Raw genomic sequence first — 13,779 nt, 5'->3', positions numbered from 1 at the left:
CCGGGGGGCTTCTGCGTTGCCGTCTAGGGCACGACGGCGGCCGGTTGCCTCAGGCGCGGGAGGCCACGTACGCGTTGTTCTCCTTGGAGAACGCGATGACGATCCAGACGATGTTCACCACGATGTACGCGATGCTCAGGATCAGCGAGACGATGCCGAGGGCAGCGTTGCCGTCCATCATGGTGCCGATGCCGAACAGGCCGTAGGCGGTGACCAGGGCCCCGACGGCGGCCAGCACGGTGCCGAGGATCCGGGCCCAGTTCTTGGCCTTGCGCAGGCCGAAGAACACGACCAGGTACAGGACCACGGCCACGACGAGGTTGCCGATGGCGAAGGCCATCCCGCCCACCACGCCGGCGCTGACGATCTGGTCGAGCTGCTCGCCGGAGACGGCCTGGCCCTGCGCCTCCATCTGGTCCTGGAGCTGGGTGCGGATGGTCTCCTCGTCCAGGCCGAAGAAGCCCAGGATGCCGGAGATGACGTAGGCGGCGAAGGAGACGAGGGTCAGCGTCTTGAGCAGCCCCCACTTCTTCGGCTCCGCCATCGGTTGGCCGACGGCGCCGGAGTCATAGGCGGACGTGCCGTACTTGGAGCCGGGCTGGTCCTGCCCCGCGAAGGCCGGATTGCCGTAGGGCTGCTGCTGTCCCTGGGCCCCGTAGGGCTGTTGTGGATTCTCGGTCATGGTGTTACCCCTCTCTTAATGGTGAAACGTGTGGTGGTGGTCGGTTCACTCGGACTATTCGTACCGCAGGGCCTCGATCGGGTCCTTCTGGGCGGCGCGGGCGGCCGGCATGGTGCCGGCCAGGAACGCGATCACGAGGATCAGCGCCACGATCAGCACGATGGACAAGGGGTCCACGGCGAACAGGCTCAGCCCGGCCACGCCGCTGAGCGGGCCGTTGACCAGGGCGGCGTTGCCACCCACGCCGATCGCCACACCGAGGCCCACGCCGATCACGGAGCCCATGACGCCGAGCAGCACAGCCTCCGTGGAGAACAGGCCGAAGACCTTGCCCCGGCCCATCCCGAGGGCCTTCATCAGGCCGATCTCCCGGGTCCGCTCCTGGACGGACATCAGCAGCGTGTTGACGATGCCGAAGCTGGCGGCCAGCAGCGCGATCAGCGCGAAGCCGTTGAGCACCCAGGTCACCGTGTCGATGATCCCCGTGATCACCCCGAGCTGGTCCTCCAGGGTCAGGCCCATCAGGCCCTCGTCGCTCAGGGCCTGCTTGACCGCCGTCTCGTTCTCCGCGAGGTTGTCCACGGTGGCCACGGCCTGCACGTAGGTCTGCGGCTGGTCCACCTCCAGGCCGGAGTTCTGCATGTCGTTCAGCTCCTGGTTCAGGGAGCTGGACGGCATGGGGCTTCCCCCCACGCCGGAGATCGCCTGCTCGGAGACGCCCACGACCTCCGCGTCGATCGTCTGCTCCTGCTGGGCCAGGTCCTTCAGCCCGATGGTCACGGTCTGGCCGAGCACCGCGTTCGGGTCCTCGGTGTCGAAGGCCGGCAGCCAGGTCTCCGGCACGGTGATCTCACTGGCCTCGGGGTCCGGCAGCTCGCCGGCGGCCAGTTCCATGCTCTCCCCGTCCGAGGGGAAGCCCAGGCTGTTCACCACGAACTGGTCCCCCGCCTCTGTTTCCAGGTAGTCGGCGGTGACGAACACGATGGGCTCGACGTCCGAGACCGAGTCGATGCCCTCGATGGTCTCGATGTCGTCGTCGGTGAGCATCTGCATGCCGAACTCACCGGTGGAGCCGGCCTCCTGAGGGTCGTACTCCTGCGGCTCGGTGCTCGTGCTCATCTGCTGCGAGGGGTCGGCCCCGGGCATCACGTAGATCTGGTCGGTCTCGCCGAAGCCGGAGACCATGGAGTCCACGTACTTGTTGATGCCGGCGCCCAGCCCCGAGGTCAGGGTCAGGGTGAAGGCGCCGATGACGATGGCGATGACCGTCAGGAAGGTCCTGGTCTTGGACCGCATCGTGTTGCCCAGTGCGGTCTTGACGACGTCGACGCTTCTCATGCGTTCCCCTCCCCGGCTGCCTCGGCGCCCGCATCGGCTGCGCGAGCATCAACCGGCGTGGGGGCGGCGTGCTTGCCGTGCCCGCCCACCTGGCGTGATCCCTCGCGGGAGGCCTGCCCGACGCCGGCCCCGGCGGCCTTGGCGGTCTCGCCCCGTTCGTCGGCGACGATCAGGCCGTCCTGCATCAGTAGGCGGCGGTCGCAGCGTGCGGCCAGGTCGTCGTCGTGCGTGACGACCACCAGGGTGATCCCCCGCTCGCGGTGCAGTCCGAAGAGGATGTCCTCCACGACCTCGCTGGTCGCCGTGTCCAGGTTGCCGGTGGGCTCATCGGCGAAGAGCACGGACGGGGAGTTGACGAGGGCGCGGGCGATGCAGGCACGCTGCTTCTGGCCGCCGGAGAGGTCCGTGGCCTTGTTCTTGGCCTTGTCCGCCATCTCCAGCTGCTCCAGCATCTCCAGGCCGCGGCGCTTGCGCTCCGCGGCGGGGACGCCGGCGATCTTCAGCGGGAGGATCACGTTCTCCAGCACGGTCTGGTTGGCGTTGAGGAAGAACTGCTGGAACACGAACCCGAAGGTCTCGTTGCGCAGGGCCGAGACCTGAGAGGCCTTCAGCTGGCTGACGGGGCGCCCCTGCATGGCGACCACCCCGGACGTCGGGTCGTCCAGCAGCGCCAGCAGGTGCATCAGGGTGGACTTGCCCGAGCCCGACTTGCCGACGATCGCCACCGACTCGCCCTGCTCGATCTCAAAGGTCAGGCCCTTGAGGGCGTCGAAGCGGGATTCGCCGCGCCCATAGACCTTGACCAGGTTCTCCGTCTCGAGAACGGGTGCTGACATGCGGGACCTTTCCTAGTGACTCTCGGCGGGGTGGGGTTCCCTGTCAGTATGTCAGGTCGTCTGGGCCTCAACAGCGTCGAAACGGGCGCTCCGGCGGACAGATGACAGGTGTCATGGGTGTCCATGACACCGTCCAGCGGCCCGGTGATCCGCCGGTCAGCGGCTCGGCGGCAGGAACCCCACCCTGGAGTACACCTCGGCCAGGACCGGGACGGCCACCTCGCGGGCCTTCGCGGCCCCACGTTCGAGGATCCGGTCCAGCTCGGCCGGATCGTCCAGCAGCTCCAGGGCGCGGCTGCGGATCGGCGTCAGCCGCTCGACCACGGTCTCGGCCAGGTCCACCTTGAGGTGTCCGTACATCTTGCCGGCGTAGGCCTCCTCCAGCTCCAGGATGGTCCGGCCGGTGAACGCGGCGAAGATCGAGAGCAGGTTGGAGACCCCGGGCTTGGCCGCGCGGTCGAAGCGGACCTCGGTGCCGTCGTCGGTCACGGCGGACTTGATGCGCTTGGCGGTGACCTTGGGCTCGTCGAGGATGTTGATCAGCCCGTTCGGCGACTCGGCCGACTTGGACATCTTCGCCGTGGGGTTCTGCAGGTCATAGATCCGCGCGCCGTTCTCCGGGTAGAAGCCGGTCGGCACCACGAAGGTCTCCCCGTGCCGGGTGTTGAACCGCTGGGCCAGGTCCCGGGTCAGCTCCACGTGCTGGCGCTGGTCATCGCCCACCGGGACGCCGTGCGGCTGGTACAGCAGGATGTCCGCGGCCATCAGCATGGGATAGGCCAACAGCCCGACGCCGGCCGCCTCCGCTCCCTGTCGGGCCGCCTTGTCCTTGAATTGCGTCATGCGTTGGGCCTCGCCCATCCCGGTCATGCACATCAGGATCCAGGCCAGTTGGGCGTGCTCGGGAACCTGGGACTGGACGAACAGGGTGGAGCGCTCCGGGTCGATGCCACCGGCGATGTACTGGGCCGCCGTGTTGCGCGTGCGCAGGCGCACGGCCTCCGGGTCCTGCGGGGTGGTGATCGCGTGCAGGTCCGGGATGAAGAAGTAGGCGTCGAAGTCCTGCTGGACCTGCACCCAGTTCACCAGGGCGCCCAGGTAGTTGCCCAGGTGCAGCGAGTCCGCGGAGGGCTGCATGCCGGAGAGCACGCGGTGGCGGGTGCCGGCCCCGGCCAGGTGGGCGGTGGCGGCGGTGTCCTGGGCCAGGACATCGGCCGGGGTGGGGATTGCGGTCATCGGGCGGTCCTCAGAACTGGTAGTCCACCACGAGCGGGGCGTGGTCGGAGAAGCGGGTGTCGTAGCTCGGGGCGCGGTCCACCACGGCGGACGTGGCCTTGGCGGCCAGCTCCGGGGTGGCGGCCTGGTAGTCGATGCGCCAGCCCGTGTCGTTGTCGAAGGCCTGCCCCCGCTGGGACCACCAGGTGTAGGGCCCGTCCACCTCCCCGGCGAGTCGGCGGTGCACGTCCACGTAGCCGATCTCCTCGCCGAAGAAGCGGTCGAAGTAGGCGCGCTCCTCGGGCAGGAAGCCGGCCTTCTTGGTGTTGCCCCGCCAATTCTTGATGTCCAGCTTGGTGTGGCCCACGTTGAGGTCACCGGTCACCACCGCATAGTCCCGCGTGGCCCGCAGCTCGGGCAGGTACCGGATCATCTCGTCCAGGAACCGGTACTTGTCCACCTGCTTGGGGGTGTCCACCACCCCGGAATGGACGTAGGCGGACACCACGGTGAGGGTCTTGCCGTCCGGGGCGGTCAGGTCGGTCTCGATCCAGCGGCCCGAGTCGTCGAAGTACGGGTCCCCGATGCCCACGCGGGTGGACTGGGGCTCCAGCAGGGTGGCGATGGCGACGCCGGCCCGGCCCTTGGCCGCGGCCGCGGTCTCCACCACGTGCCAGTCCTGACCCGTGATGTCCTCCAGCAGGTCCTCCACGATCTCCTTCGGCGCCCGGACCTCCTGCAGGGTCAGGACGTCGACGCCGCGGCCGGCGAACCAGGTGCCCATGCCCTTGCGGTGGGCCGCGCGGAGACCGTTGACGTTGACGGTCGCCAGGCGCAGGGCGCCGGCCGCCTTGGGGGCGTGGGCGTTGGTGTGGACCACGGGGGCCGGCTGGGTCTCGGGCTGCTGGGGTGCGGAGTCTGCGGAAGTCACGCGTTCCAGCCTAGCCCGATGGAGTGCCGGCCGGGCCGGCCGGAGGCCTCAGTTGATGACCTCACCGCTGATCGGGCCGTCGGAGCCCGCGGATCCCGTGGAGCCCGTGGACCTCTTGGTGCCCTCGGAGCCCTGGAGCATGTCCCGCGCGTTCGAGGAGGTGATGTGGATGGTCTCCAGGGCGCGGGTGACCATGTCCGTGTCCGCGGCGGAACCCTTGTCCAGTTCCTCGGTGACCACGCGGGCCTGCACCTGGACGATCTTGAACGAGTGGTCCAGCTTGGTGTCACGCATCGGGTCCGCCGCGGCGGGCGAGGCGGACGGGCCGGGTGCCGGGGCCGGCGTCGTGCCCTGGTCCTGGACCCGCGGCGCCAGGGTGGCCGAGAAGTTCTTCATCTGGCGGTCCACGCTCCGTGCGCCGCGGCGCACGCCGAGGACCACCAGGACGGCCAGCACGAGCCAGCCGGCGGAGATGGCCACCAGCAGCCAGCCGATCACGTCGTTCTGGTTGGCCGCGAACAGCAGGGCCACCAGCAGGATGAGCACCATGACGGCGAACGTGATGCCGCTGCCCCTCGAGGCCCAGCCCAGGCCGCGGGGGCCGGACCCGGCCTGGCCGGCGTTGCGGTTGCTTCCACTCTCCACTGACTGCATGCGCTCGATTATCCCGCATATGACGGCCCGCGGTGACCTGCGGCGCTCCTGATCGCCACCGGCTTAGTCTGGTGGACATGCCCGTTCCCTCCCGTCACCCGGTCCCGGCGCGTCCCGACGCGCGGCCGGCGCTGTGGTCGCGGGGCTTCGTGCTGGCCTGCCTGGCCAACATCATGATGTTCTTCAACGTGCACTTCCTGCTGTCCACCGTGGCGGGGTACACCGTGGCTCGGTTCGCGGTCGGCGATGCGGTGGGCGGCGCGGTGGCCGCGGTGTTCATCCTGGGCACCCTGGTCTCCCGCGTGCTGGCCGGGCCCTTGATCGAGCGGTTCGGCTCCCGGCCCCTGCTGCTGATCGGCTTCGCCGCGTTCGTGGCGGCGCCGCTGCTCTACTGGGCCTCCGGGTCCGTGTGGGCACTGCTGGGTGTGCGCGCCGTGCACGGCCTGGCGTTCGGGGTGTCCTCCTCGGTGATCGCCGGGGCCGCCGTGAACCGGCTCCCGGCCTCCCGCCTGTCCGAGGGCACCAGCCACTACTCCTCCTCCACGCTGATCGGCGTGGCCGCCGGGCCGATGATCGGGCTGGCCCTGGCCGGCTCGGCCGGCGCCGGCGTGGGCGGGGGGTTCGGTCCCGTGGCCGTGATCGCCTCCGCCGTGTCCCTGGCCGGACTGGTCACCGCCTGGTTCATGGACGTCCGCCCCCACCCGGCGGCACCCGCCGCGTCCGCCACAGCGGCCGTCACCGCGCCCACCACCGAGCCCACCCCCGTGCCCGAGGATGCCCCGCGTCCGGGCTGGGCGCGCTTCGTGGAGCCGGGGGCCGCCGCCACGGCTGCCGTGGCGGCCCTGTACTCGCTGGGGTACGCCGGGGTCGTCGCCTTCCTGGCCACCCTGGCCGCCGAGCGTGGCTTCGGGGCCGTCGCGAGCCTGTTCTTCGCGGTCTACGCAGCCACCGTGCTGGTCTCCCGCCTCTTCACGGGCCGGTTGATGGACCGGCGGGGCGCGAACGTGGTCATGCTGCCGGCCTTCCTCCTCTTCGCCGCCGGACTCGCCGCCATCGCCGCGGCGGACCAGGTCTGGGTGCTGCTGGTGGCCGCGGTGCTCGTGGGCCTCGGCTACGGCCAGCTGCTCTCGGCCGGCCAGGTCATCTGCGTCACCCGGGTACCCCGCCAGAAGGCGGGGATGGGGGCCTCCACCTACTTCCTGGGGATCGACGTCGGCATGGGCCTCGGCCCGCTGCTCGCCGGGGCCTTCGTCCAGTGGTGGGGCACCGCCGGGATGTTCTGGGTGCTGGCAGGATTCATCCTCGTCCTGGTCCCCGTCTACTGGCTGGCCCAGGGGCGGGCCCTCCACGCGGAGGTGCGGTCGTGACGGAACAGGCGCCGCGGTCCACGGGCGGACAGCCGGCCGGCGGCAACCGGATCCTGGTGGTCCTGCTCGTTCCGCTGTTCATGTCCCTCATGAGCGTCAGCGTGGTCAACGTGGCCCTGCCGGCCATCGAGACGGGGCTGCACGCCTCCTCGGCGGACCTCCAGTGGGTCCTGGCCGGCTACGCCCTGGCCTTCGGCGTGGTCCTCGTGGCCGCCGGCCGCGCCGGGGACCTGTGGGGCCGCAAGCCGCTCTTCATCGCCGGGATCCTGCTGTTCACGGCCGGCTCGCTGGCCTCGGGGCTGGCCGTGGACCCCCTGATGCTCAACCTGGCCCGGGTGCTCACCGGCCTGGGCTCCGGGGTGCTCAACCCGCAGATCATCGGCATCATCCAGAACGTCTTCCACGGCCGGGCCCGGGGCCGCGCCTACGGGCTGTTCGGCACCGTGGTGGGCCTGGGCGTGGCGATCGGCCCGACCCTGGGCGGGGTGATCATCGGCGCCCTGGGTCCGGAGTGGGGCTGGCGCACCACGTTCCTGGTCAACGTGCCCTTCGGCATCCTCGGTGCCGTCCTGACCGCCCTCTGGCTCCATCCCCCGCAGCGGGACCGCGCCTCCGGGGACCGGCGTTCCCTGGCCGACCTGGATCCTGTGGGCGCCGTCCTGCTGGCCGCCGCCGTGGTCGGCCTGATGATCCCGTTCATCCTCCCCGGCACCTGGCTGCTGCTGGTGCCGGCGGTGGTCCTGCTGGTGCTCTGGTGGCTGTGGGAGGCGCGGATGAGGGTGCGCATGCCGCAGACCGGGCGCGCCCCCATGGTGGACCCGTCCCTGTTCCGGATCCCCTCGTTCAGTTACAGCACGGTGGCCACCGCGTTCCTGCTCGGGGCCATGCCCGGGCTGTGGGCCGTCCAGGCGATCGTCACCCAGCAGGGCCTGGGCCTGTCCGCGCTGGCGGCCGGCCTCACCTCGCTGCCCACGGCCGTGGCCGTGATGGTGCTGTCCCCGTGGATCGGCAACCACGTTCACCGGCGCGGTCCGCTGTTCGTCATGCTCGGCGCCCTGCTGGCCATCGCCGCGGTGGTCCTGGGCATGGTCGCCTTCCACCAGATCGCCACCGGGTCCTGGCCGTACTGGACGCTGGCCGTGTGCCTGTTCCCCTTCGGCCCCGCCCAGGCCCTGCTGATGACCAGCACGCAGGTGCTGACCATGCACGAGGTCCCGCTGCACGCGGCCGGGGCCGCCGGCGGCGTGTCCCAGACGGCCCAGCGCGTGATGACGGCCATCGGCCTGGCCGCGGTGACCGGGTCGTTCTACGCCTCCCTGGCCGCCTCCGGTGCCGGCGGTGACCACTCCGGCGCCGCGGCGTCCGCCGGGTCCCCGGTGGCCGTGGCCTACGGTCAGGCGGCCGATGCGGCCCTACTGGTGGTGATCGGGCTGCTGGCGGTCACCCTGCTGGCCGGCGTGCTCGACTACGTCCGCCGGTACCGCGGCGGCACCCTGGTCCTCGAGGACTGAGACAGTAGCGCAGGACTGGCAGGACTAACGCAGGAACAGCGCCTTGAGCCGGAGGGAGGTGAAGACCAGCCCGCCGCAGATCATCACCGCGAAGTACAGCACGTGCACGCCCGTCCACACGGTGAAGACGCCCGCCCCCAGCTGGCGCAGCAGCTCCACGCCGTGCCACAGCGGCAGCGCCTGGATGAGCCACTGGATGTGCTCGGGGTACACGGACAGCGGGAAGAACGTGGCGGAGAACAGGAACATCGGCATCAGCACCACCATGATCCAGTCCATCTGCTGGAACTTCGTCATGTAGCTGGTCACGGCCATCCCCACGGAGGCGAAGGCGAAGGCGATCAGCAGGGCGGCGGGCACCAGCAGCAGGGCCCACCAGCTCGTCACGAGTCCCAGCGCGGACATCACCACCAGGAACGCCACGGAGTACAGCCCGCCGCGCATCAGGGCCAGGGTGATCTCCCCGAGCGCGATGTCCACCGGCCCCAGCGAGGTGTTGAGCATGGTCTCGTAGAGCCTGGACATCCGCATCTTGAAGAACACGTTCCAGGTGGAGTCGTAGATGGCGCCGTTCATGGCGGACACGGCCAGCAGCGCCGGGGCGATGTACTCCCCGTAGCTCACCGGCCCCGCCGGGCCCTCGACCTCCCCCACGAGCGCGCCCAGCCCGATCCCCAGGCTCAGCAGGTAGAGCACCGGCTCCACGAACCCGGAGACGAAGATCGCCCAGTTCGAGGTCTTCAGGGCCCGCAGCCCGCGTTCCACCACCACCCGGACGCGCCCCGCGTACATCCCGGCCCCCGGTCCGGTCCGCACGGTCGGCTGCGGCATCGGGGGTATCGGCACCGGGGGCACGACGTCGGCCGGCCGGCTTCCGGCGCCCACCGCGCCGGGTGCGGTGGTCGCGGCGGGGACGGGCCGGCGTCGTGCCGTGGCAGGTGTCCGCACCCGGCGCACCACCGCGTCCCGGTCGGCCGACCCGGGTTCCCAGCCCAGCCGGCGGGTGTAGATCCGCCGGACGAGGACCCAGCCGAGTGCGGCGAGGCCCAGCAGGTACCCCACGTGCACGGCGGTGAGCCAACCGGGGTTCTCCATCCCGTAGGACGCGATCCTGCCGAGCTGGGCGGCGTGCCACTGCGGGGAGATCCAGCCGATCCACCGCAGGGCGAGCGGCAGGGCCTCCAGCGGGTAGAAGGTGGCGGAGAACAGGAACAGCGGCATGATGACGAAGCGCTGCACCAGGGAGAACTGGCCGGCGTCCCGCCGCAGGGAGGCGGCGTAGGCCATGAGCGGCAGCCCCACGGCCAGGCCGCCGAGGCAGGCGGAGAGCACCTGCAGCCATCCCCAGGGGCTGGAGACCGCCCCGAAGGCGAGCATGATGAGGAAGAACAGGGTGGACTGCACCAGGTATCGCAGCAGCACGGCGGTGACGTGGCCGGCGGCGATCTGGTGCGGCGCGATCGGGCTGGCCTGCGGTCCGAAGTAGAGCCGGTGCCACCTGAACCCGTCCATCACGGGATAGGTGAACTCCGTGGCGGCCGCCATGAGGGTGCCGGCGGCCAGCAGGGCCGGGGCGATGAACGCCAGGTATCCGACGCCGCCGTCCCCGTCGACGCCCGGCCCGGCGCCGAAGGAGGCATCGCCGCTGATCAGGCTCGCCAGCCCCATGCCCATGGCCAGCAGGTAGACCAGCGGCTCCCCGATGGCGGAGACGAGGATGACCCCGCCGTAGCTGCGCATGGTCTTCAGGTAGTGCTCGGCGTAGTACCACGCGCCGAAGCGGCGGACCCGGGCGGCCGACGCGGCCGGGCCCAGCGGGGCGGGCGGGGACTCCGTCGCGGGCCATGACTCCGTCGCAGGAACTGACTCAGTCAATGAGGCTCCGCCCGGTCAGGGTGAGGAACACGTCCTCCAGCGAGGACCGGCGTACGAGCGAGGTGACCGGTTCCAGTCCCAGGGCCGTCACCGCCTCCAGCGCGGACTCGCCGTCGTGGGCGTAGACCAGCACCCGGTCCGGCAGGGACTCGATCCGGTCCACGCGGGGCAGCTCGCGCTGAAGCCGCGCGGCCACCTCGGCGTTGCGGGCGGCGCCGAACCGGACCTCCAGGACCTCCCGGCTGGAGTGCTCCCGGATCAGGGCGGCCGGGGAGCCCTCGGCCATGATGCGGCCGTGGTCCACCACGATCAGCCGGTCGCACAGCTGCTCGGCCTCGTCCATGTAGTGGGTGGTCAGCACGAGCGTGGTGCCGGCCTCCTTGAGCCGGAACAGCCGGTCCCACAGGATGTGCCGGGCCTGGGGGTCCAGCCCGGTGGTGGGCTCGTCCAGCAGCAGGATCCGCGGCTCGTTGACGAGTCCCCGGGCGATCACCAGCCGGCGCTTCATCCCCCCGGAGAGGTCGTCCACCCGCACGTCCGCCTTCTCGGTGAGCTGGGCGAACTCCAGCAGCTCGGCGGCCTTGGGCCGCAGGTAGGAGTAGGGCAGGCCAAAGTACCGGCCGTAGACGATGAGGTTGTCCCGGACGGTGAGCTCCTCGTCCAGGTTGTCCTGCTGCGGGACCACCCCGAGGTGGGCGCGGACCTCGGGGCCGTGGCGCTCCGGGTCCAGCCCCATGATCGTCAGCGTGCCGTCCGTGCGCTGGGAGACCCCGCCGATCATGCGCATGGTGGTGGACTTGCCCGCCCCGTTGGGGCCGAGCAGCCCGAAGGACTCTCCCGGCCGCACGGCGAAGTCGATCCCGTCCACGGCCGTGACGGCGCCGTAGCGCTTCGTCAGCGTGCGGGCCTCGATGACCGGCCCGGCCCCGAGATGGTCAACAGGTGTTTCAGATGGCACGAGCGGGAGCCTACCGGGCCGTCCGGGCCACCGGAAGGCCCGGCCTGGAATCGGCGGGGATCAGCTCCGGAACAGGTCCGGATCAGGTCCGTGCGGCGACGGCGCGCTCAGCGGCCTCCACCACGTTGGCCAGCAGCTCCACGCGGGTCATCGGGCCCACGCCGCCGGGGTTGGGCGCCATCCAGGAGGCCTTCTCGGCCACGGCCGGGTCCACGTCCCCGGTGATCCGGGCCTTGCCGTCCTCACCCTCCACGCGGGAGACGCCCACGTCCAGCACGATCACGCCCTCCTTGACATCCTCGGGCTTGACCATGTGGGCCACGCCGGCGGCGGCGATGATGACGTCGGCGCGGGCCAGCTCGGCCTTCAGGTCCTTGGTCCCGGTGTGGGCGAGCACCACGGTGGCGTTGACGTCCCGGCGGGTCAGCACGAGCCCGGCGGGGCGGCCGATGGTCACGCCGCGGCCGATCACCAGCACGACCTTGCCGGCCAGCTCGATCCCGTAGTGCTTGAGCAGGTCCACGCAGCCCTTGGGGGTGCACGGCAGCGGCGAGTTTAGCTCCCCGCCCACCGAGGCCACGAGCCGCCCCAGGTTCATGGGATGCAGCCCGTCCGCGTCCTTGCCCGGGTCGATGGCCTCCAGGACCCGGTCCGTGTCGATGTGCTTCGGCAGCGGCAGCTGCACGATGTACCCGGTGCACTCGTCATGGGCGTTGAGCTCCGCCAGCACCTCGAGGAGTTCCTCCTCCGTGGTGGTGTCCGGCAGGTCCCGGCGGATGGAGGTGATGCCCACCTCGGCGCAGTCCCGGTGCTTGCCGGCCACGTAGGACTGGGATCCGGGGTCCTCCCCCACCAGCACGGTGCCGAGCCCGGGGACCACCCCCTGCTCCTTGAGGGCCGCCACGCGGCCGGCCAGGTCCTTCTTGAGGGCGGCCGCGGTGGAGCGGCCGTCGAGCTTCTGTGCGGTCATGGCGGGGTCACGCTTCCTTGTGGGGTCGGCCAAATGGAATACCTATCACCATAGTGATTGAGCCCACTCCTGTCACCAGGTCTCGAGGCCGTCATACAGGGGGAAGTCCGCGGCCAGCCGGTCCACCCGGGCCTTGAGCAAGTCCACGTCCGGCCCCGGCTTCAGGGTCTGGGCGATGATGTCCGCCACCTCCGTGAACTCCTCCGCGCCGAAGCCGCGGGTCGCCAGCGCCGGGGTCCCGATGCGCAGCCCCGACGTGGTCATCGGCGGACGCGGGTCCCACGGCACGGAGTTGCGGTTCACGGTGATGCCCACCTCATGCAGCCGGTCCTCGGCCTGACGGCCGTCCAGCTCGGCGTGGCGCAGGTCCACCAGGATCAGGTGCACGTCCGTGCCGCCGGTCAGCACGGAGACGCCGTGCTCGGTGACGTCGGCGGCGGTCAGTCGCTCGGCGAGGATCTGGGCCCCCTCGATCGTCCGGCGCTGGCGCTCGGCGAACTCCTGCGAGGCGGCGATCTTGAAGGCCACGGCCTTGCCCGCGATCGCGTGCATGAGCGGGCCGCCCTGCTGCCCGGGGAACACCGCGGAGTCGATCTTCTTGGCGTACTCCCCCTTCGAGAGGATGAAGCCCGAGCGGGGCCCGGCCAGGGTCTTGTGTGCCGTGGAGGTCACCACATCGGCGTGCGGCACCGGGTTCGGGTGCAGGCCTGCGGCCACCAGGCCGGCGAAGTGGGCCATGTCCACCCACAGCTTGGCGCCGACCTCGTCCGCGATGGAGCGGAAGGCCTCGAAGTCCAGCTGGCGCGGGTAGGCGGACCAGCCGGCCACGATCACGGCCGGCTTCTCCGCCAGCGCCTTCTCGCGCACCTTGTCCATGTCGATCCGGTAGGTGTCCGGATCCACCTCGTAGGCGGCGATCGTGTAGGTCTTGCCGGAGAAGTTGAGCTTCATGCCGTGGGTCAGGTGTCCGCCGTGCGCCAGGGACAGGCCCATGAGGGTGTCACCGGGCTGCATCAGGGCGGTCATCAGGGCCACGTTGGCCTGTGCGCCGGCGTGCGGCTGGACGTTCACGTGCTCGGCGCCGAACAGGGACCTGGCCCGCTCGATCGCCAGGTTCTCCGCCACGTCCACGTGCTCGCAGCCGCCGTAGTAGCGGCGGCCGGGGTAGCCCTCGGCGTACTTGTTGGTCAGCACCGAGCCCTGGGTCTGGAGGATGGCCCGCGGGACGAAGTTCTCGGAGGCGATCATCTCCAGGGTGTCCCGCTGACGCCCCAGTTCCAGGCCCAGGACCTCGGCGATCTCCGGGTCCACGGTGGACAGCGGCTGGGTGTTCAGGGAGGTGCGGGCGGCGGATGCTGCGGTGTGCACCGGGGTGGGCTCTGTCACGGAAGGCTCCTGCTGGCGTAGTCACGTTCGTTGGCCGCCGCCGGACCCAGGCGGGC

12 protein-coding genes are annotated in these 13,779 nt (G+C 70.8%); 2 read left to right on the top strand and 10 right to left on the bottom strand.

Annotated features, from left to right (window positions below; all coding sequences use genetic code 11):
* Positions 1-49 precede the first annotated feature (49 nt).
* The 6 genes from RE421_RS06885 to RE421_RS06860 form a co-directional block, all read right to left on the bottom strand.
* The gene (locus RE421_RS06885) at positions 50-682 is read right to left on the bottom strand and encodes a hypothetical protein (RefSeq protein WP_309816358.1); all 633 of its coding nucleotides are present in this window, start codon (positions 680-682) and stop codon (positions 50-52) included.
* 54 nt (positions 683-736) lie between these two features.
* Positions 737-2,020, bottom strand: a complete 1,284-nt coding sequence (locus RE421_RS06880; RefSeq protein ID WP_309816355.1) for an ABC transporter permease — start codon at positions 2,018-2,020, stop codon at positions 737-739.
* Positions 2,017-2,856 carry an ABC transporter ATP-binding protein gene (locus RE421_RS06875; RefSeq protein WP_309816353.1) on the bottom strand — a complete coding sequence of 280 codons (840 nt, stop codon included), beginning with the start codon at positions 2,854-2,856 and terminating at the stop codon, positions 2,017-2,019. The genes RE421_RS06880 and RE421_RS06875 overlap by 4 nt, the downstream gene beginning before the upstream one ends.
* A 156-nt stretch (positions 2,857-3,012) precedes the next feature.
* Positions 3,013-4,092 carry a tryptophan--tRNA ligase gene (gene trpS, locus RE421_RS06870; protein WP_309816350.1) on the bottom strand — a complete coding sequence of 360 codons (1,080 nt, stop codon included), beginning with the start codon at positions 4,090-4,092 and terminating at the stop codon, positions 3,013-3,015.
* 10 nt (positions 4,093-4,102) lie between these two features.
* On the bottom strand, positions 4,103-4,951 hold the full coding sequence (locus tag RE421_RS06865) for an exodeoxyribonuclease III (RefSeq protein WP_309817143.1): 849 nt from the start codon (positions 4,949-4,951) through the stop codon (positions 4,103-4,105).
* Positions 4,952-5,050: 99 nt separating this feature from the next.
* Complete coding sequence (locus RE421_RS06860) at positions 5,051-5,656, bottom strand: hypothetical protein (RefSeq protein ID WP_309816347.1); 606 nt, start codon at positions 5,654-5,656, stop codon at positions 5,051-5,053.
* Between the two features lie 77 nt (positions 5,657-5,733).
* Here RE421_RS06860 and RE421_RS06855 point away from each other — a divergent pair, with 77 nt between their 5' ends.
* Positions 5,734-7,023: an MFS transporter gene (locus RE421_RS06855; protein WP_309816344.1), complete on the top strand. Its 1,290-nt coding sequence runs from the start codon at positions 5,734-5,736 to the stop codon at positions 7,021-7,023.
* Positions 7,020-8,534 (top strand): MFS transporter, encoded by a 1,515-nt coding sequence (locus RE421_RS06850; protein ID WP_309816340.1) that lies wholly within the window; start codon positions 7,020-7,022, stop codon positions 8,532-8,534. The genes RE421_RS06855 and RE421_RS06850 overlap by 4 nt, the downstream gene beginning before the upstream one ends.
* 24 nt (positions 8,535-8,558) lie before the next feature.
* Here RE421_RS06850 and RE421_RS06845 read toward each other — a convergent pair whose 3' ends face one another.
* The 4 genes from RE421_RS06845 to glyA form a co-directional block, all read right to left on the bottom strand.
* Positions 8,559-10,409 (bottom strand): ABC transporter permease, encoded by a 1,851-nt coding sequence (locus tag RE421_RS06845; protein WP_309816337.1) that lies wholly within the window; start codon positions 10,407-10,409, stop codon positions 8,559-8,561.
* Positions 10,402-11,367, bottom strand: a complete 966-nt coding sequence (locus RE421_RS06840) for an ABC transporter ATP-binding protein (RefSeq protein WP_309816334.1) — start codon at positions 11,365-11,367, stop codon at positions 10,402-10,404. The genes RE421_RS06845 and RE421_RS06840 overlap by 8 nt, the downstream gene beginning before the upstream one ends.
* Before the next feature lie 82 nt (positions 11,368-11,449).
* The gene (locus tag RE421_RS06835; protein WP_309816331.1) at positions 11,450-12,337 is read right to left on the bottom strand and encodes a bifunctional methylenetetrahydrofolate dehydrogenase/methenyltetrahydrofolate cyclohydrolase; all 888 of its coding nucleotides are present in this window, start codon (positions 12,335-12,337) and stop codon (positions 11,450-11,452) included.
* Positions 12,338-12,409: 72 nt separating this feature from the next.
* Positions 12,410-13,723 carry a serine hydroxymethyltransferase gene (gene glyA / locus RE421_RS06830; RefSeq protein ID WP_309816329.1) on the bottom strand — a complete coding sequence of 438 codons (1,314 nt, stop codon included), beginning with the start codon at positions 13,721-13,723 and terminating at the stop codon, positions 12,410-12,412.
* Positions 13,724-13,779 lie beyond the last annotated feature (56 nt).

The sequence above is a fragment of the Citricoccus sp. I39-566 genome (assembly GCF_031432995.1).
Taxonomy (GTDB): Bacteria; Actinomycetota; Actinomycetes; order Actinomycetales; family Micrococcaceae; genus Citricoccus; species Citricoccus nitrophenolicus_A.
The sequence above is the reverse complement of the archived record's forward strand: the minus strand, read 5'-3'. Positions and strand labels throughout refer to the sequence as shown.

Coding starts and splice junctions, on each gene's coding strand:
- RE421_RS06885 (WP_309816358.1), bottom strand. CDS start 682: ATGACCGAGAATCCACAACAGCCCTACGGGGCCCAGGGACAGCAGCAG.
- RE421_RS06880 (WP_309816355.1), bottom strand. CDS start 2,020: ATGAGAAGCGTCGACGTCGTCAAGACCGCACTGGGCAACACGATGCGG.
- RE421_RS06875 (WP_309816353.1), bottom strand. CDS start 2,856: ATGTCAGCACCCGTTCTCGAGACGGAGAACCTGGTCAAGGTCTATGGG.
- trpS (WP_309816350.1), bottom strand. CDS start 4,092: ATGACCGCAATCCCCACCCCGGCCGATGTCCTGGCCCAGGACACCGCC.
- RE421_RS06860 (WP_309816347.1), bottom strand. CDS start 5,656: ATGCAGTCAGTGGAGAGTGGAAGCAACCGCAACGCCGGCCAGGCCGGG.
- RE421_RS06855 (WP_309816344.1), top strand. CDS start 5,734: ATGCCCGTTCCCTCCCGTCACCCGGTCCCGGCGCGTCCCGACGCGCGG.
- RE421_RS06835 (WP_309816331.1), bottom strand. CDS start 12,337: ATGACCGCACAGAAGCTCGACGGCCGCTCCACCGCGGCCGCCCTCAAG.